This is a genomic window from Methylobacillus caricis, assembly GCF_020532705.1.
Lineage (GTDB): Bacteria > Pseudomonadota > Gammaproteobacteria > Burkholderiales > Methylophilaceae > Methylobacillus > Methylobacillus caricis.
This window is the reverse complement of the sequence record NZ_JAJAVD010000001.1, coordinates 764,565-782,367: the sequence shown is the minus strand read 5'-3', so window position 1 is coordinate 782,367 and position 17,803 is coordinate 764,565. Positions and strand designations below refer to the sequence as shown.

The 17,803-nt window shown below is 54.2% G+C and carries 15 protein-coding genes and 3 tRNA genes; 8 read left to right on the top strand and 10 right to left on the bottom strand.

Annotated elements, in window-relative coordinates; translation table 11 throughout:
* The first annotated feature begins 114 nt into the window (after window positions 1–114).
* Window positions 115–831, top strand: coding sequence for a Crp/Fnr family transcriptional regulator (locus tag LG200_RS03780; RefSeq protein WP_226756254.1), 717 nt, complete (start codon window positions 115–117; stop codon window positions 829–831).
* 12 nt (window positions 832–843) lie between these two features.
* Here the strand turns inward: LG200_RS03780 and LG200_RS03775 are convergent, their stop codons facing one another.
* Entirely contained in the window at window positions 844–1,857 is a 1,014-nt protein-coding gene (locus LG200_RS03775) for a LysR family transcriptional regulator (RefSeq protein ID WP_226757296.1), read from the bottom strand.
* A 145-nt stretch (window positions 1,858–2,002) separates the two neighbouring features.
* Here LG200_RS03775 and LG200_RS03770 point away from each other — a divergent pair, with 145 nt between their 5' ends.
* The 4 genes from LG200_RS03770 to LG200_RS03755 are packed head-to-tail and all read left to right on the top strand — an operon-like array spanning window position 2,003 to window position 8,809.
* Complete coding sequence (locus LG200_RS03770; RefSeq protein WP_226756253.1) at window positions 2,003–2,848, top strand: alpha/beta hydrolase; 846 nt, start codon at window positions 2,003–2,005, stop codon at window positions 2,846–2,848.
* On the top strand, window positions 2,841–4,106 hold the full coding sequence (locus LG200_RS03765) for an efflux RND transporter periplasmic adaptor subunit (protein WP_226756252.1): 1,266 nt from the start codon (window positions 2,841–2,843) through the stop codon (window positions 4,104–4,106). The genes LG200_RS03770 and LG200_RS03765 overlap by 8 nt, the downstream gene beginning before the upstream one ends.
* A 22-nt stretch (window positions 4,107–4,128) precedes the next feature.
* Window positions 4,129–7,323, top strand: coding sequence for an efflux RND transporter permease subunit (locus LG200_RS03760; protein ID WP_226756251.1), 3,195 nt, complete (start codon window positions 4,129–4,131; stop codon window positions 7,321–7,323).
* A 10-nt stretch (window positions 7,324–7,333) separates the two neighbouring features.
* Window positions 7,334–8,809 carry an efflux transporter outer membrane subunit gene (locus tag LG200_RS03755; protein ID WP_226756250.1) on the top strand — a complete coding sequence of 492 codons (1,476 nt, stop codon included), beginning with the start codon at window positions 7,334–7,336 and terminating at the stop codon, window positions 8,807–8,809.
* Between the two features lie 209 nt (window positions 8,810–9,018).
* Here LG200_RS03755 and LG200_RS03750 read toward each other — a convergent pair whose 3' ends face one another.
* A complete protein-coding gene (locus LG200_RS03750; protein WP_226756249.1) occupies window positions 9,019–9,345 on the bottom strand; it encodes a BON domain-containing protein in 327 nt (108 codons plus the stop codon).
* A gap of 257 nt (window positions 9,346–9,602) precedes the next feature.
* Here LG200_RS03750 and LG200_RS03745 point away from each other — a divergent pair, with 257 nt between their 5' ends.
* Together LG200_RS03745 and LG200_RS03740 are read left to right on the top strand one after the other, a co-directional pair.
* Entirely contained in the window at window positions 9,603–9,836 is a 234-nt protein-coding gene (locus LG200_RS03745) for a hypothetical protein (protein WP_226756248.1), read from the top strand.
* 259 nt (window positions 9,837–10,095) lie between these two features.
* On the top strand, window positions 10,096–12,042 hold the full coding sequence (locus LG200_RS03740; protein WP_226756247.1) for a putative bifunctional diguanylate cyclase/phosphodiesterase: 1,947 nt from the start codon (window positions 10,096–10,098) through the stop codon (window positions 12,040–12,042).
* Here LG200_RS03740 and LG200_RS03735 read toward each other — a convergent pair.
* From LG200_RS03735 to LG200_RS03695, 8 genes are all read right to left on the bottom strand, one after another.
* Window positions 12,028–12,573, bottom strand: a complete 546-nt coding sequence (locus LG200_RS03735; RefSeq protein WP_264193802.1) for a methylated-DNA--[protein]-cysteine S-methyltransferase — start codon at window positions 12,571–12,573, stop codon at window positions 12,028–12,030. The two genes, LG200_RS03740 and LG200_RS03735, sit on opposite strands and share 15 nt — an antisense overlap.
* A gap of 147 nt (window positions 12,574–12,720) precedes the next feature.
* Window positions 12,721–12,796, bottom strand: a tRNA-Gly gene (locus tag LG200_RS03725).
* A gap of 26 nt (window positions 12,797–12,822) precedes the next feature.
* Window positions 12,823–12,896, bottom strand: a tRNA-Cys gene (locus LG200_RS03720).
* 73 nt (window positions 12,897–12,969) lie between these two features.
* Window positions 12,970–13,045 (bottom strand) — tRNA-Gly (locus LG200_RS03715).
* A gap of 60 nt (window positions 13,046–13,105) precedes the next feature.
* Window positions 13,106–13,672 carry a CDP-diacylglycerol--glycerol-3-phosphate 3-phosphatidyltransferase gene (pgsA, locus tag LG200_RS03710; RefSeq protein WP_226756246.1) on the bottom strand — a complete coding sequence of 189 codons (567 nt, stop codon included), beginning with the start codon at window positions 13,670–13,672 and terminating at the stop codon, window positions 13,106–13,108.
* Complete coding sequence (uvrC, locus tag LG200_RS03705) at window positions 13,672–15,471, bottom strand: excinuclease ABC subunit UvrC (RefSeq protein ID WP_226757295.1); 1,800 nt, start codon at window positions 15,469–15,471, stop codon at window positions 13,672–13,674. The genes pgsA and uvrC overlap by 1 nt, the downstream gene beginning before the upstream one ends.
* Before the next feature lie 65 nt (window positions 15,472–15,536).
* Entirely contained in the window at window positions 15,537–15,722 is a 186-nt protein-coding gene (locus tag LG200_RS03700) for a tautomerase family protein (protein WP_226756245.1), read from the bottom strand.
* Between the two features lie 52 nt (window positions 15,723–15,774).
* Window positions 15,775–16,728 (bottom strand): cation diffusion facilitator family transporter, encoded by a 954-nt coding sequence (locus LG200_RS03695; protein ID WP_226756244.1) that lies wholly within the window; start codon window positions 16,726–16,728, stop codon window positions 15,775–15,777.
* A 175-nt stretch (window positions 16,729–16,903) separates the two neighbouring features.
* Between LG200_RS03695 and LG200_RS03690 the strand changes: the two genes are divergently transcribed.
* Entirely contained in the window at window positions 16,904–17,749 is an 846-nt protein-coding gene (locus tag LG200_RS03690) for a 23S rRNA (adenine(2030)-N(6))-methyltransferase RlmJ (RefSeq protein WP_226757294.1), read from the top strand.
* Window positions 17,750–17,803: the final 54 nt, after the last annotated feature.

Sequence of the window (17,803 nt, the reverse complement as noted above, 5' to 3'; positions counted from 1 at the left end):
AAGATACTGATTGATAGAGGAATTAGCCCAAACGGACTAATGATTAAGGAAACAAATATCAAGCGATCGCAATGAGAATATACTGAAGCACATTAAATACCGCATGAAGGCGACATGGACATTCCGTATAGCCCGAGAAAAAATGCGTTGATTGGTGCATTACCTATGGAGGAGTGGCTCAGGTTGATATCCCATCTTGAGCCTGTTGCCATGCCTTTGGGCGATGTTTTGTATGAGCCTGGGCAAGTTCTGCGATACGCGTATTTTCCTGTAAACGCGATCGTGTCATTGCTATATGTCATGGCAAATGGCGCATCTGCAGAAATTGCGGTCGTCGGCAATGAAGGCATGGTTGGCACCCCTATCATCATGGGTAGTGAGACATCTTCGTGCCGCGCCGTGACTCAAAGCGCTGGCTATGGCTTTCGCATCCGGGCCAGCCTGCTGAAACAGGAATTCAAGACCCGCCCCAGCATTGCATCCCTTCTGCTGCGCTATACCCAGGCCCTGATCACCCAAATTACCCAGACAGCTGTCTGCAACCGCCACTGCGTGCTGGAGCAACAACTTTGCCGCTGGCTACTGTTGAGCCTGGACAGGTTGGAATGTACAGAGCTGACCATGACCCAGGAACTGATTGCCAATATGCTGGGGGTGCGTCGAGAAGGCGTCACCGAGGCAGCGGGGAAACTGCAAAAGCAAGGGCTGATACGCTACAGCCGGGGACATATCAAGATACTGGACAGGGCTGGCCTGGAACTCAAAAGCTGCGAGTGTTATCAAGTAGTACGCAGGGAATATGAAAAACTCTTCCCCCCTCGTGCTTTCTGAATCGTTATCTCGCTAAAAAATAGCTTCTGCCGTATTGGTGCGATCAATGATCTCGCGCATGGTATTACCCTTTTCATGGCTGGCAAACCTGCACTCGCTTTCCGCCATATCCTTGCTGCAACCACCCAGCAATGGGCAATTGCCAAACAGCTCAGCAATCCAGTCCACAAAGGCACGCACCTTGGGGGACAAGTGGCGGTTATGCAGATACACCACTGAAATCGGATGGGTAGATGGGCTCCATTGCGGCAAAACCTCCCGCAACTCACCCGATTCCAAATGCGGCAACACCATGTATCTGGCAGCCTGGATCAGGCCGAACCCTTGCAGCGCACAAGCCACATAGGCTTCAGCGTCGTTGACCGCCACCTTGCCTGCCACCTGCACTTCCCTCACCTCGCCGTCCACCACAAAATCCCAATCCATATTGCGGCCAGTACGGCTGGAAAAATAATGTACGGCTTGGTGATGCTGCAAGTCCTCTATGGTCCCGGGCTCGCCATGCTGCTGCAGGTATAGTGGTGCCGCACAAGTCACAATCTGGAAAGCGCCTATTCGGCGCGCCACCATGCTGGAATCCTGCAACTCTCCAACACGCACGACACAGTCCACCGCTTCCTGCACCATGTCCACCGGTCGGTCGCTCATGCCGATCACCAGTTCCACATCCGGATAGCGGGAATAAAAATCACAGAGCTTGGGGATAATGATCAGGCGGCCGATAGATGGTGGTACATCTATCCTCAAGCGCCCTTTAGGGCCACGCGTCACGTGGCGGAACAATGCCTCGGTTTCATCCACTTCGGCCAGGATGCGCATGCAGCGTTCGTAATAGGCAGCACCATCGGGCGTGACACTCAGCCTGCGTGTGGTGCGGTTCAGCAACCTCACCTGCAACAGGCTTTCCAGCCCCTGTATTGTCGTCGTCACCGTGGTACGAGGCAATCCCAGGCTGTCCGCTGCCCGTGTAAAACTGTTGGCATCCACCACCCGGGTAAACACCTGCATTGCCTGGAATCTGTCCATCATTTCATCCTGTCTTGTGAAGCTATACCCATTAAAAAAATCGATTGTTCGTTAAATCGGAATAGTGTTGCTGAAATATAGGTGATTATCTATTTCACTGCAAGCATCACAATAGGCAACGTTAACTTAACCCTGCCATAGCATTTTGGACACCATATTAAACAAGGCTCCAGCATTTTCCGCCGAAGAATTCATTATTCCCGGCCCCACGGGCGCGATACCCGTGCGCCTTTACCGGCCAGGAACAAACAGTCAAAAATTGCCTTTGGTGCTTTACTTCCATGGTGGAGGATTCAGCGGTGGCTGTCTGGATGATGCCGAATATCCTGCCCGTTTCATAGCCAGTCATTGCCCGGCCCTGGTGCTTGCCGTCGGCTATTCGCTGGCTCCTTTGCATCCTTTCCCTGCTGCTCCAGAAGAAGCTTATGCGGCTGCCACCTGGGCTGCCCGCAATGCCAAACGCCTTAGAGCGCTTCCTGAATTATTAATGGTAGCTGGGGATGATGCCGGCGGCAATATTGCTGCCAGCTTGGCCTTGATGGCACGTGACCGCGCAGAGGTAGCAATTACAGCCCAAGTGCTGATCGGCCCCATGCTGGACCCAAGCATGACACGCCTTGGTGATGCAGCAAAACTCAAGTCCGACCTCACTGCGGAACAATGCGCAAAACGCTATCAGCAATACCTGCCAAAAAGCATGCAGCGCATGCATCCTTACGCCGCCCCATTGGAATGCCTGCGCCTGGCAGGATTGCCTGCCGCCATGATCGCCACGGCGGAATGCGATGTACTGCATATAGAAGCCGAGAAATACGCCGCTGCCCTGATCAGCGCTGGCGTACCCACCCAAGTTTCACGCTTTGCAGGCGTGAAGCATGCCGAATTGCATACCCATGCGCCGGTGCTGCGCGAAATTGTCGACTTCCTGCGCAGGCAAACCCAACACCCAGATTTCAATTTCAATATTCAAGACGAGGATCATCATGCCTAATTCAATACGCCAGAAAAAAATAGCTGCCATGATCGCTGCTGCCCTGTTGATCGGGAGCGGCGGCGTGCTTTTGTCGCAATCCGGCAACCAGGCCCACGCCGACCAGCCCGCCGCAGTACAGGCGGCAAGTGTAGACGTGGCCGTGGTGGAAAGCCGTCAGGTCACAGACTGGCAGGATTACTCCGGCCGCCTGGAAGCGGTGGAGCGGGTAGAAATCCGCCCGCTGGTTTCCGGCACGCTGACCAAGATCCATTTCAAGGATGGCGACCTGGTGAAAAAAGGCGATACGCTATTCACCATAGACCCACGCCCGTTTGAAGCTGAAGTTGCCAGAGCCCAGGCGCAGGTGAGCAGTTCAGAAGCCAGGCTGGACTATACCAGCCACGACCTGGAACGCGCCGAACGCCTGATCGGCGATAACGCGATCGCGCGCCGCGATTATGAAGAGAAGCGCAACGCTGCGCTGGAGGCCAAGGCCGCCCTGCTTGCCGCCCAGGCCTCGCTGCAGACCGCGCGTCTCAACCTGGAATATAGCCACATTACTGCCCCAGTCACCGGCAGGATCTCCCGCGCGGAAGTCACCCTGGGCAATATCGTTTCCGCGGGCGCCAACTCGGTGCCGCTCACCACTCTGGTTTCCACCGCCAATATCTACGCTGCCATCGAAGTCGATGAACAGAGCTACCTCAAGTTCATCAGCCCCGAGCAATCAAGCAACTCCAAAGCGATCAAGGTGCTGCTGGGACTGGCCAATGAAGAAGGATTCAGCCGACAGGGCCATATAGGCTCGGTGGACAACCGCCTGGATCCGGCATCGGGCACTATCCGCGTCCGCGCCGTATTTGAAAACGGCAATGGCCAGCTATTGCCAGGCCTCTATGCCCGGGTGCGCATCGGCAGCGGCTCACAACGCGAAGCCTTGTTGATTGACGAGAAGGCTGTCGGTACCGATCAGGACAAGCGCTTTGTCCTGGTGGTGGATGACAAGGGGCAAGCCAATTACCGCGAGGTCCAAATGGGTGCGCCGCAAGGCAATCTGCGCATCGTGGAAAACGGGCTCAAGGCCGGCGAGCGCATTGTCGTCAACGGACTGCAACGCGTACGTCCAGGCAGCCAGGTCAGTCCGCACATTGTTGTCATGCCTGGCAGCGAGCAAACTGCCGCCCGGCTTACAACACCCGCCGCTGGCCAACCCAGCGGTATCACGGCCGCTGCCCGTACTCTGCCGTCCAAGGGTGGCAAGGCCGTGAACGCTTGAACCCAGTCAGGGAGAACTTAAAATGAATATCTCAAAATTTTTCATAGACCGCCCGATCTTTGCGGGTGTGCTATCCATGTTGATCCTGCTGGGTGGCGCTTTGGCCATGTTCCAGCTGCCCATCTCGGAATATCCCGAAGTAGTGCCGCCCTCAGTGGTGGTCCGTGCGCAATACCCCGGCGCCAACCCCAAGGTGATTGCAGAAACCGTGGCCTCGCCGCTGGAGGAATCCATCAACGGCGTGGAAGACATGATCTACATGCAGTCGCAAGCCAACAGTGACGGCAACCTCACCATCACTGTCAACTTCAAGCTGGGCGTGGACCCGGACAAGGCGCAGCAACTGGTGCAGAACCGCGTCAACCAGGCCCTGCCACGGCTGCCGCCAGACGTGCAGCGCCTGGGGCTGACCACGCTGAAAAGCTCGCCGACGCTGACCATGGTGGTCCACCTGGCATCGCCGGACAACCGCTATGACATGACTTATCTGCGCAACTATGCCGTGATCAACGTCAAGGATAGGCTGGCGCGCATACAAGGGGTGGGCGAAGTCGGCCTGTTCGGTTCTGGCAACTACGCCATGCGCGTCTGGCTCGATCCGCAGAAAGTGGCGCAACGCGGCATGACCGCATCTGATGTGGTACAGGCCATTCGCGAGCAGAACGTGCAAGTTGCTGCTGGCGTGATCGGCGCCTCGCCCAATGCCAAGAGCGTGCCGCTGCAACTTTCAGTCAATGCGCAAGGCCGTCTTAAAACTGAGGAAGAATTTGCCTCCATTATTCTCAAAACCTCGTCCGATGGTGCTATCACTCACCTCTCAGACGTCGCCCGTATCGAACTGGCAGCCTCTGAATACGGCCTGCGTTCATTGCTGGATAACAAACCCGCTGTGGCCATCCCAATCTTTCAGGCACCAGGTGCCAATGCGCTGGCAATTTCAGATGCAGTACGTGCAGCCATGGAAGAGCTGGCTACCGATTTCCCCGAGTCTATTGAATATCATATTGTCTACGACCCCACGCAGTTTGTACGTTCCAGCATCCATGCTGTGGTCACCACATTGCTGGAAGCGATTGCGCTGGTCGTGCTGGTCGTTATTCTGTTCCTGCAAACCTGGCGCGCTTCCATCATCCCCTTGCTGGCAGTGCCTGTGTCCATCATCGGCACTTTCTCCTTGATGCTGGCATTTGGCTACTCGATCAATGCCCTGTCTCTGTTCGGCATGGTGCTGGCGATTGGGATCGTGGTGGATGATGCCATTGTGGTGGTGGAAAACGTAGAACGTAACATTGCCGCTGGCCTCAGCCCGCGCGATGCCACCTACCAGGCCATGCGTGAAGTCAGTGGCCCGATCATCGCCATTGCGCTGACCCTGATTGCCGTGTTTGTACCTCTGGCCTTCATGACCGGCCTCACCGGCCAGTTCTACAAGCAGTTTGCCATGACCATCGCCATTTCCACCGTGATCTCGGCTTTCAACTCACTCACCTTGTCGCCAGCGCTATCCGCTTTGCTGCTCAAGGGTCATCATGACAAGAAGGACTGGCTGACACGTTTCATGGATCGCTGGTTAGGTGGCTTCTTTGCCGGGTTCAACAAGCTGTTCAGCAGGGCCTCCGACAAATACGGCCAGGGCGTCAAAGGCATCATCAACCGCAAGGCTTCGGCCATGGGGGTGTATGCAGTATTGCTGGGATTGACCGTGGGTATTTCGCTCATCGTACCCGGTGGCTTTGTACCGGCGCAAGATAAGCAGTACCTGGTGGGCTTTGCCCAACTGCCTAGTGGCGCATCACTGGAGCGTACGGAAGAAGTCATCCGCCGCATGAGCGAAATCGCGCTGCAGCAGCCAGGCGTGGAAAACGCGGTAGCCTTCCCCGGCCTTTCCATCAACGGCTTTACCAACAGCTCCAGTGCAGGCATCGTATTCACCCCGCTGAAGCCGTTCAATGAACGCAAAGGCAAGGAACTATCCGCCGCCGCGATTGCGCAATCCCTGAATGAGAAATTCGGCCAGATACAGGATGCCTATATCGCCGTGTTCCCGCCACCTCCCGTCATGGGCCTGGGCACCATAGGTGGCTTCAAGTTGCAGATTGAAGATAGGGGCGCACTGGGTTATGCCGAGCTGGACAGTGCAGTGAATGCCTTTATCGCCGAGGCTTCCAAGGCACCGGAACTTGGCCCCATGTTCACCAATTACCAGATCAATGTGCCTCAGCTGAATGTGGACCTGGACCGTGCCAAGGCAAAACAGCTAGGGGTACCGGTGACGGAAGTGTTCGACACCATGCAGATCTATCTGGGCTCCCTGTATGTCAATGACTTCAACCGTTTTGGTCGTGTATTCCAGGTGCGTGCACAAGCCGATGCGCCTTACCGTGCCAGGGCGGAGGACATCCTGCAACTGAAAACCCGAAACAATGCGGGCGACATGGTGCCGCTGTCCTCCCTGGTCAAGGTGACGCCAACTTACGGCCCGGAAATGGTCGTGCGTTACAACGGCTATACCGCAGCTGACATCAATGGCGGGCCTGCACCCGGTTATTCGTCAGGACAAGCCCAGGCCGTGGTAGAAAAGATTGCCGCCAAGACTTTGCCGCCTGGCATCAAGTTTGAGTGGACAGATCTGACCTACCAGCAAATCATCGCAGGCAATGCAGGCATCTGGGTATTCCCGATCAGCGTGCTGCTGGTGTTCCTGGTGCTGGCGGCGCTGTATGAGAGCCTGACCCTGCCGCTGGCCGTGATCCTGATCGTGCCCATGAGCATATTGGCGGCACTCACGGGCGTATGGCTGACCAAGGGCGACAACAACATCTTCACCCAGATCGGCCTCATGGTGCTGGTCGGCCTGTCGGCGAAGAATGCCATCCTGATCGTGGAGTTTGCCCGTGAGCTGGAGCTGCAAGGCAGCAGCATCGTCAAGGCGGCCATCGAAGCCAGCCGCTTGCGTTTGCGCCCTATCCTCATGACCTCCATCGCCTTCATCATGGGTGTGGTGCCGCTGGTTACCTCCAGCGGTGCGGGGTCAGAGATGCGTTATGCCATGGGTATCGCCGTCTTCTTCGGCATGTTGGGCGTGACCCTGTTCGGCCTGTTCCTGACCCCTGTGTTCTATGTACTGCTGCGCACACTGAGTGGTGGCCACCCATTGCATTCAGCCACCGAGCATAAGCCTCATGTATCCGGCTCGACTGCCAGCCATTTGATATAGGAATAACATCATGAAACCAATCAAGACATTGTCCCTGCTCACCGCTACGCTACTGCTGGCAGCGTGCTCGGTAGCGCCGGTATATGATAAACCCAGCGTGGCAGTGCCCACGCAATTCAAGGAGGCCAGCGCCCCCCAGGCCGGCGAGCAGGCCAGCCAGTGGAAAACGGCAGAACCGGCCGAAACAGACCACCGCGGCCAATGGTGGCAGGTATTCAACGATGCCACATTGGACAACCTGGAGGACCAGGCGCTAACCGCCAACCAGAACCTGCAGGCTGCGGCAGCAAGGCTTGCGCAATCACGTGCGTTGTTCAAGGATGAGCGTTCCGCACGCTATCCGCAGATCAGCGGCGGAATAAGCCCTGGCCACCAGCGTGTATCGCCGGATGCCCAGCGCACCGAGAACGGCAGCGAACAAACCCTGTGGCGCGCCCAGGCCCAGGTAGCCTATGAGGCTGACCTGTTCGGCCGTGTCTCCTCGTTGGTGAACGCTGCCCAGGCTGATGCCGAGCAGAGCGCCGCGCTGCTGCGCTCGGTGCAGCTCTCATTGCAGGCCGACGTGGCACAGCAATACTTCACGATCCGCGAACTGGATGCCGAGCGGGAGATCTACCAGAACACGGTAAAGCTGCGCGAGCAGACTGTGCAATTGACGCAGCACCGCTATGATGCAGGCGACATTAGCGAACTGGAACTGGCCCGCGCCAAGACCGAGCTGGCGGCCGCGCAGTCTGAGGAACTGGGCGTGTCCCGCCGTCGTGCCATGGCTGAACATGCACTGGCTATCCTGCTGGGCAAATCACCCTCGGAATTCAGCCTGGCGGCCAACCCGCTGCAGCGTATCAGCATCAGCGTGGCGCCTGGATTGCCGTCATCCCTGCTGGAACGCAGGCCGGACATTGCGGCAGCCGAACGTGCCATGGCTGCGGCCAACGCACGCATTGGCGTAGCCAAGGCAGCTTACTTTCCGCGCCTCAACATCACCGGCGCGCTTGGCTATGAATCCTCCGAACTGGGCAGCCTGTTCGAGTGGTCCAACCGCACATTCCTGCTCGGCCCCTTGATCGGCACCATGCTCTCCATGCCCATCTTTGACGGCGGCCGCCGTGAAGCCGGCCTGGAACGCGCACGGGCAGCCTATGAAGAAGATGTGGCCAGATACCGCCAGACCGTGCTCAATGCGTTCGGCGAGGTCGAGGACAATCTTGCCAGCCTGCGCATCCTGGATAACCAATCCGAAGTGCAGGATAGCGCCGTCACATCTTCATTACGGGCCAGCAACCTTGCCCAAAGCCGTTACCGCGAGGGCTTGGTGAGTTACCTGGAAGTGATAGATGCAGACCGCACTTTGCTTCTTCAAAAACGCGTGACCCTGCAACTGGATGGAGAACGTGCGCGCGCCACGGTCAACCTGATTCGTGCCCTGGGCGGCAGCTGGCAACAGCCCGTTGGAGCAGGAACACCGGTCGCCCTGCAGCAATAGGCAACAGCCAAAACAAAACAGGCCATGCATTTTGCATGGCCTGTTTTTTTATAAGGTGTTAGTGCGCCCAATCCATATCGGCAGAGTCACACTGGGTCAATGACGGCTCATCGGCCTGCAAGCAGGCTTACTACCTTATTCACTGCACTAACGACTTCATTATATCCCACCCGGAGCCTGTACCAGCACCGCTTTAAAGGTAAGGAATATCACCTGGTTTTAACCGAATCCGATACATCAACCACGATATCATTTTGTACGGAAACCACCCCACTTACGCTTTTTGCCACTATCCCTGCCTGGCTGACTTCAGCCTGCGATCTGGCAGTACCGCTCAGATGCACTGCTCCCAGATCATCCGACTTCACCTTGATATCCAGCGCGCTCAGCGTCGTATCCTTAGCCAAAGCTGCCTTCACCTTGCCAGTGGTCGCCGAGTCATCTGCATAATTCATCAAGGACTCAGTGTCTTCCGCCCAGACCGGTACTGGAAGGATAAGAACTAGCAATAGCAGAATCCGATTGATCAATTGCATGAAGACCTCCTATTATCTATCGTCAATACAATCGATAAAATAATAATCGCCAATACAGATCGCTAACAGCAGGGCCTCTCTGACTGTCATGTCAGAATTGACCGACAATTTGTCAGGGATCGTGGGTTCGAATCTCACCGCTTCCGTCATATCCAGTTCTCTGCACGGTAAAGTATGACAAAAGTCCTAGCGCGGGCTGAGCAAGGCCATGTAAGATAAATAGGGATGCTTGGCAATATAGATAGGAAGGAATGGTAATGCCCTCGTTATACCTGAGCCGCGAAGACCGTGTGAAAGATGTAGTCAGAGCTTATATGAACGAGAATGCCTCTGTGCGGCATTCCCTGACTTTTGGCGGCCAGTTTCTGCCCTATACCGAGCATGAAAAAGCCCTCATGCGTGAAGAACGTGCATGGGCACTTGCCAGGCTGGCAATAGACAAGATCATGAGATTGCCGCACATCGTGATCAAGCCATTATCTGCGACATAACACCTATCCTTGCCATTTCTCCTTGGCCAGCTCACAATTCCCCGAACTCCCATGAATAGTGCAGGAATCACTTTCTCCAGCCTCCGGTTTCCAGCGCTATAAATACCAGGCTTTTCCACGCCAACTAGCTATTCAAGCTATTCAGTTGCTACATCATATAAACCATTTACTGTTCATGCGTTATTAGTCAATAATGTCCTTAAATAATAACGCTGCAAATAAATAAAAATCATAAATGCGAGTATTGATGGGGATCAGAATGGCATGGAATGCGGAATTCTTGAATAACCTGCGCCGGAGCTTTTCCATTGAAACGGACAAGCCCCAGCTACTCAAGGCGCAATATAAAGCCTTCTCCAAACAACTGCCATTGATGTATGTCATCTTGTTGATCAACAGCTGGATATTAAGTGCCACACACATATCCAGTGCTCCTCGCTGGCTTACCCTGGATTACCCAATCGCCCTGACAGTGGTTTGCGCCATACGCTTTTCGTTCTGGTTACGCACCCGCAATATTGAACCCAGTATTGAATCCACCAGGCGGGCACTTAATCGCACCAACCTGATTGCAGGCCCTATATCACTGAGTTTTACCATCTGGGCCATCATGCTGTTTCCTTACGGCGATGCTTATGCCCAATCCCATGTTGCCTTCTATATGGGAATCACCGTCATTGGCTGTATTTTCTGCCTGATGCACCTGCGGCCCGCGGCACTCACCACGGCGGCCGTTGTGAATATCAGTTTCGTCATCTTCTTTGCGTCCACCGGAAAACCAACATTTATTGCAACCGCGCTGAATGTCGGGCTGGTCTCATCCATTATGCTGATGATCCTGCATGTCTATTATCGCGACTTCACACGGCTTGTAGACGCTCAGGTGCATGCCGAGACGCTCAGTAACGAAAACCTGCGTCTGGCCAATATTGATAGCCTGACCATGCTGCCCAATCGGCGTAAATTCTTTACCCAACTCCATGCATGCTGCCAGAAGGCACAAAATGAAGGCAGTCGTTTTGCCGTAGGGATACTGGATCTGGATGGCTTCAAGCCGGTTAATGACCTCTATGGCCATAGCGTGGGGGATAAATTACTGTTTGCGGCAGGCCAGCGCCTGCAGAACTTGTGCGATGAAGATACGCACCTGGCACGGCTTGGAGGCGACGAGTTTGCGCTGATTATCATGCATGCAAGGGATGACAAGCAATTATTGGCCTTCGGTACCATCCTGTGCGAGGCTTTGCGCCAGCCCTTCCTGATTGGAGACACCACTATCCAGATTGCAGCTTCCATGGGCTTGGTCACCTACCCCGACATGGCTGCCAATGCCACCGATTTGTTTGAGCATGCCGACTATGCGCTTTATCACGGAAAACGTACCAACCGCAGCATGGTCAGCGTGTTTTCCACCAGTCATAGCAACAAGATCCATCTTGATGCCAAGATTGAACAGGCATTGCGAAAAGCAGATTTTGATCAGGAGCTGGAGGTGTATTTTCAGCCTATCATCAATATCAAAACTCAACAGATCGTGGCTTTTGAAGCCCTCGCACGCTGGAAAAGTCCAGTACTCGGATCAGTATCTCCTGCACAGTTCATTCCGGTGGCAGAACGCACCGGCATCATCAACCAGCAAACCCGCATACTGCTGGCAAAAGCACTCGCTGCTGCTGCAAAATGGCCTGACCATATCCGCTTATCCTTTAACCTATCGACGCATGATCTCAGCTCGCCCGACATCGTACAGCGCATCGTAAAAATCATAGCCCAGGCCGGCTTTGATTCTCGCCGCCTGGATCTGGAAATTACCGAGACTGCCGTAATGCACGATATAGAGCAAGTAAGATGGGCCACAGACCAGATCAGGCAGCTAGGCTGCGGTATTACGCTGGATGACTTCGGCACAGGCTACTCAAGCCTCAGCCAACTGCATGCCTTATCCCTGAGCAAGATCAAGATAGACCGCAGCTTTGTCACCAACATTGAGAGAAATCCGGCCAGCCTCAAGATTGTCAAATCCCTGCTGGCGCTCAGTCGGGACATGGAGCTGGATTGCATCATTGAAGGTGTCGAAACCCCGGAGGAAATGGCGGTCATCAGGGAAATTGGCGGGACTATGGTGCAAGGCTATATATACTCAACACCGATCCCGGAAGCCGCAACACGGCAATGGATTGAGCATCGCCTGTCAATCACTGAATAAAGCGGGCTGGAACCGGTCGGGTTCAGGATTTGGCAAATGCTTCAAACCAGACCGCCATCCCTCCAGCGACAATAACTGCTGCTTGACCTGCAATCCGCCGGCAAAACCAGTTAAGGCTCCAGAAGCGCCAATCACGCGATGGCATGGCGCTATGATGGAGATAGGGTTACGCCCGTTCGCAGCCCCTACTGCACGCATTGCGGCAGGATGACCAATCTGGATTGCAATATCCCGATACGTCCGCGTTTCACCGTAAGGAATGGTGAGTAAGGCATGCCAGACCATTTTCTGGAAAGGGGTGCCATTAAACTCCAGGCTCAACTCAAAACCGGTGCGCTTACCTGCGAAGTAGGCTTGCAACTGCCCCTGGGCGTCAATCAATACAGGATTGTCCCTATCCTCCCTGAGGGGATCCAACCTAACCCTGCCTGCCTTGTCAGGCACCCACAGGACGCCTGCCAAGCCTGATGTACCAGCGACCAGCTTTAACTGGCCCACAGGCGTATCAATCAGCTTGAAGGAGTAGGACATTCCAATTCCTTTATGACTTGAAGACACACCATTATGAAAGACTTTGCCTAAAGCGGGAAATCAAAAAAACAGGTGGGCCAATGCAGGCAATCGCATGAGGACAGGCAACAAAAAAGGGAAAGCAATGATGCTTTCCCTTTTTAAATCTGGAGCGGGAAACGAGTCTCGAACTCGCGACCTCAACCTTGGCAAGGTTGCGCTCTACCAACTGAGCTATTCCCGCACTGCTTTACAGCAAACCATTTTACCTGGAGGCGCGAGCCGGAGTCGAACCGGCCTAAACGGCTTTGCAGGCCGCGGCATAACCGCTTTGCTATCGCGCCATAACCAATATCAGACCACGTATGTGCCTGATAAAAAAAGGAAAGCCTTAGCTATGCTTTCCTTTTTTAAATCTGGAGCGGGAAACGAGTCTCGAACTCGCGACCTCAACCTTGGCAAGGTTGCGCTCTACCAACTGAGCTATTCCCGCATCGAAAGAAGGCGCCATTTTAAGGATTTTCAGACCCGTGTCAAGCCTAATTCAGGCGCCTCAACCGGCTTTCATGCGCGGCCATGCAGCCTTGAGATAATAAGCCATTGACAGCAATGTCAAAAATGCCGCGATATAAATTAACACATCCCCCAAAAATCTTACATCCATGGGGCCAAGCGGATCGTTATACAGCAGAAAGAGAATGGCAGCCATCTGTGCAGCCGTCTTGATCTTGCCGATATAGGCGACGGCAACGCTGCCCTTTTCCCCGACACCGGCCATCCACTCACGCAATGCGCTAATGGCAATCTCGCGACCGATGATGATGAGGGCGACAACGGCACCGACACGATCCAGTTCAATCAACAGGATCAATGCCGCCGCCACCATCAACTTGTCAGCCACGGGATCAAGAAAGGCACCGAATGCAGAAGTCTGGTTCAGCACACGTGCCAGGTAGCCGTCAAACCAGTCGGTAATCGCCGCAAAGGCGAAAATGAAAGTCGCCAGCACATTCTTGTCATGCAGGGGCAAGGTGCTTTCCGGAAAGTAGAATATCCCGACAAACACCGGGATAGATAAGATACGCATCACGGTGAGCGTATTGGGAACATTCCAGAACATCAGTGCAACTCCTCGTAAATTTTCTGTGCCAATGCCAGGCTGATGCCATCAACCTGGGCAATTTCATCAATACTGGCATTCTTGACGCCATCAAGCCCACCAAAACGCACCAGCAGGCTTTTGCGGCGCTTGGCACCTATACCACTGATATCTTCCAGGCTGGAATGCATGCGCGCCTTGCCTCGCTTGGCACGATGGCCGGTAATGGCAAAGCGGTGTGCCTCATCGCGGATCTGCTGCAACAAATGCAATCCGGGATGATCCTTGGGCAAACCGATCGGGGTTTCCCGTTCGGGAAAGAACATCTGCTCCAATCCCGCTTTACGTTCCTCGCCTTTGGCAATGCCTACCAGCTGGATATCTGGCAAACCAACTTCATGCATCACTTCCACTGCCACGCCAAGCTGGCCTTTACCGCCATCGATAAAAACCAGGTCTGGCCGCTTGCCTTCTCCCGCCGCCACTTTCTTGTAGCGCCTGGTCAGGACATCCCGCATCGCAGCATAGTCATCCCCGGGGGTAATGCCGGTGATATTGTAACGGCGATACTCGGAGTTCTGCATATTACCCTTATCAAACACCACACAGGAAGCCACGGTTGCCTCGCCCATGGTATGGCTGATATCAAAACATTCTATGCGCTCAGTAGTATCCGCAAGCATCAAGGCTTCACGCAGGGAAACCAGCCGCGCCTGCTGATTGGCCTGCTGCGCAGAGCGTTGCTGCAGGGCAAGGTCGGCATTGGTCTGGGCCATTTTCAGCCAGACCCGCTTATCCCCTATGGGATTGGTATTGATGCGGACCTTTCTGCCTGCCTGTTCGCTGAACACTTCCTCCAGGGCCTCGGTCTCAATCGCCACCCCAATAATCAAAAGCGGTGGAATGGCACTTGCCATGTAATGCTGCTCAAGAAAAGCCTCCACCATCGTTTCCATATCGGCCCCGTCGGCATTCTTTGGGAAAAAGCTCTTATCCCCCAGGTGATGGCCGCCTCGTATCATCACCAGGTTGACACACCAATGGCCCTGCAATTCTGCACAGGCAATCACGTCAGCATCTGACACATTGAAATCATTGACGAATTGCCGGGCTTGTACCTGGCGCAAGCTCTGGATGCGATCGCGGTAAACAGCCGCCTGCTCGTATTCCTGCTTTTCTGCTGCCTCACCCATTTTCATACCCAGCTCATCCATGACCTGCTGTTCCTTGCCTTGCAGGAACAGGCTCGCATGCATGACATCACGCCGATAATCCTCTTCCGTGATAAAGCCAACACAGGGTGCCGTGCAGCGTTCGATCTGGTGCAACAGGCAGGGACGGGAACGATTGGCAAAGACCGTATTCTCGCAAGTACGCAGGCGGAAGACCTTCTGCAATAACTGTATGCTTTCACGCACCGCCACCGCATTGGGGAATGGCCCAAAATAGCTGTTGCCCTTGCGCTGCGCTCCACGATGAAAGGCCAGGCGCGGAAACTCGTCACCCGTCAGGGTAATGTAGGGATAGGACTTGTCATCCCGGAACAACACGTTATACCTCGGCATGAAGCTCTTGATCAGGTTGTTCTCAAGCAACAGTGCTTCGGCCTCTGAACGGGTCACTGTGGTTTCTATACGCACAATGTTGGAGACCATCATGCGCGTGCGCGGCGAAGGCAGGTTCTTCTGGAAATAGGAGGACACCCGCTTCTTGAGGTCGCGTGCCTTGCCCACATATATCACCTCATCCTGGGCATTGATCATGCGATAAACACCAGGCAGGTTAGGCAGGTTTTTCAGTATCGGCTTGGGGTCGAACATAGACATCATTGACCGCATCCACGGTCAAAAAATAAACAATCAGGCATCAACAGACAGGCTGGGAATCAATCACTATCCAGCAACTCACCCGCCACGGCCCAGTTTTCCCCTGACACTTCATCAAAGGTAATGTAGGTATAAGACTTGGGCTTCTTGGCAATGCGCTCCAGGGTATCGGTAATTTCCTCGGCAATCTTGGCTTTCTGCTCGCGGGTCAAGGCGCCAGCCACTTTGATATTCACGTATGGCATATCGTTCTCCTTAAGTTTCAGTCATGCTTGCTGCCTGTGCAGCAAGGCCTCATCAATGCGTGTGATGATCGTGATCATGATGGTCATGATCCTGTGCTGGTCTCTGGGTCAGCCAGCAATTGGCTGAACCGCTATGCAATGCCTCGGTGGTTTCCGGCTGCAGGGTCACATGCTCAATATTGAAGCGCTCGTGCAGCATATGCTTGAGATTGCTGAGCAGAGGATGCCAGTCCTGCATGTCATCAAGCACCACGTGAGCCGAAAGTGCCGTTTTTTCGGAAGACAGGGACCAGATATGCAGGTGATGTATTTCACGGACATTCTGTGTCGCCGTCAATGCCTGCTGCACCGCATTCATATCAATATGATGAGGCACCCCCTCCATCAGTACATGTAGCACTTCCCGCAGTAACCTGACCGTGGAAACCAGGATCAGCAGCGAAATAAATATCGAGAGCAATGGGTCAATTGGCATCCAGCCAGTGAAGTAGATCACAGCACCTGCTGCGATCGCCGCCACCGACCCCAGCAGGTCGCCCAACACATGCAGCAATGCAGCCCTGCTATTGAGGCTGCTATGACCCTTGTGCAGCATCCAGGCCACCGCTATATTCACCAGCATGCCAATAAAGGCAATCAACATCACTTCAGCACCCTGCACTGGCTGTGGTGTATGCAGGCGCTGCGCTGCCTCGTAAACGATGCCTGCAATCACTGCCAGCATGAGCAAAGCATTGACCAAGGCCACAATCACCTCTGCCCTGACCAAGCCAAAGTTATGCCTATGCGTGGCTGGCTTGCGTGCAACCCAACTGCCTATCCAGGCAAGTGACAATGCCAGGGCATCCGACACCATATGCCCAGCATCCCCCAATAGCGCCAGCGAGCCGGTCCACCAGCCCCCCACTGCCTCAACAATGGCAAATCCGGCAACAAGCAGCAAGGGCAGCAGCAATGAACTTGACTTGCCGTGAGAATGATTATGATCGTGATGATGGGTTCCCATAGGGTTGTAATGCTAGCAGGCCTACATACAATTAAAAAGCTGGATACCTAAATATCAGTCAATCTTGTGCGAAAAGTCTCATAACCCAGCCAAGTATTGGTAATTTCAAGTGAAAATTCATAAATTCAACTGTCCAGGCATTTATAATGTCGGCACTTATTGTCAGTTGGTCCACATGCTCAGTTATCGCCACGCCTTTCATGCCGGCAACCATGCCGATGTCCTCAAGCATTTTGTGCTGTCCCAGGTGCTTTCCTATGCTAGCCAGAAAGATAAGCCATACTGGTATATCGATACCCATGCTGGTGCTGGCATGTATGCATTGGATAAAGGCTATGCCACGCAAAATGCCGAATTTTCAGAAGGGATAGCCCGGCTTTGGGATGAACCAAACCTGCCATCAGCGCTGGCTGAATTTGTCGCACAAATCAAGCAGCACAACCGCAGTCCAGACCTACGGTATTACCCTGGTTCCCCTAGCGTGGCGCAAGATTTGCTGCGGTCTGATGATCGTATGCGCCTGTTTGAGCTGCATCCCAACGATGCAAAGCTACTGCGTCAACATTTCAAATCCGCGGGGCGCAAAGTCATGGTAGAACAGGAAGATGGCTTCGCTGGCCTCAAGGCCATGCTACCGCCCCCACCACGCCGCGCCGTGGTGCTGATTGATCCGCCTTATGAAGAAAAACGTGATTACCAGCGTGTTGTAGATGCGCTCAAGGACAGCCTGGTAAGGTTTGCAACCGGCACCTACATAATCTGGTATCCGCTGCTGCAACGCCCTGAGGCGCAACAAATGCAGGATAAATTAGCCAAACTGCAACTCAAAAGCTGGCTAAACGTCAGCCTTACCGTGCATACACCCTCTCCTGAAGGGTTCGGCATGCACGGTAGTGGCCTCTTTATTGTCAATCCTCCCTGGAATCTTCCTGCCACCCTGAAAGAAACTTTGCCTGTTCTCGTGGCAAAACTTGGGCAGGATCAGGGAGCAAGTTTTCGTATGGAACACCAAATTCCCTGACTAGCCACCAGCGAATATCATCAACTGAATTTAAATTTGATCGTTTAGCAAGAA

Bases quoted from the DNA above. Each gene is read 5' to 3' on its own strand.
- LG200_RS03695 (WP_226756244.1), bottom strand. From the start codon at position 16,728: ATGGGAACCCATCATCACGATCATAATCATTCTCACGGCAAGTCAAGT.
- LG200_RS03740 (WP_226756247.1), top strand. From the start codon at position 10,096: ATGGCATGGAATGCGGAATTCTTGAATAACCTGCGCCGGAGCTTTTCC.
- LG200_RS03750 (WP_226756249.1), bottom strand. From the start codon at position 9,345: ATGCAATTGATCAATCGGATTCTGCTATTGCTAGTTCTTATCCTTCCA.
- LG200_RS03745 (WP_226756248.1), top strand. From the start codon at position 9,603: ATGCCCTCGTTATACCTGAGCCGCGAAGACCGTGTGAAAGATGTAGTC.
- LG200_RS03690 (WP_226757294.1), top strand. From the start codon at position 16,904: ATGCTCAGTTATCGCCACGCCTTTCATGCCGGCAACCATGCCGATGTC.
- LG200_RS03755 (WP_226756250.1), top strand. From the start codon at position 7,334: ATGAAACCAATCAAGACATTGTCCCTGCTCACCGCTACGCTACTGCTG.
- LG200_RS03735 (WP_264193802.1), bottom strand. From the start codon at position 12,573: ATGTCCTACTCCTTCAAGCTGATTGATACGCCTGTGGGCCAGTTAAAG.
- uvrC (WP_226757295.1), bottom strand. From the start codon at position 15,471: ATGTTCGACCCCAAGCCGATACTGAAAAACCTGCCTAACCTGCCTGGT.
- pgsA (WP_226756246.1), bottom strand. From the start codon at position 13,672: ATGTTCTGGAATGTTCCCAATACGCTCACCGTGATGCGTATCTTATCT.
- LG200_RS03760 (WP_226756251.1), top strand. From the start codon at position 4,129: ATGAATATCTCAAAATTTTTCATAGACCGCCCGATCTTTGCGGGTGTG.
- LG200_RS03700 (WP_226756245.1), bottom strand. From the start codon at position 15,722: ATGCCATACGTGAATATCAAAGTGGCTGGCGCCTTGACCCGCGAGCAG.
- LG200_RS03780 (WP_226756254.1), top strand. From the start codon at position 115: ATGGACATTCCGTATAGCCCGAGAAAAAATGCGTTGATTGGTGCATTA.
- LG200_RS03765 (WP_226756252.1), top strand. From the start codon at position 2,841: ATGCCTAATTCAATACGCCAGAAAAAAATAGCTGCCATGATCGCTGCT.
- LG200_RS03775 (WP_226757296.1), bottom strand. From the start codon at position 1,857: ATGGACAGATTCCAGGCAATGCAGGTGTTTACCCGGGTGGTGGATGCC.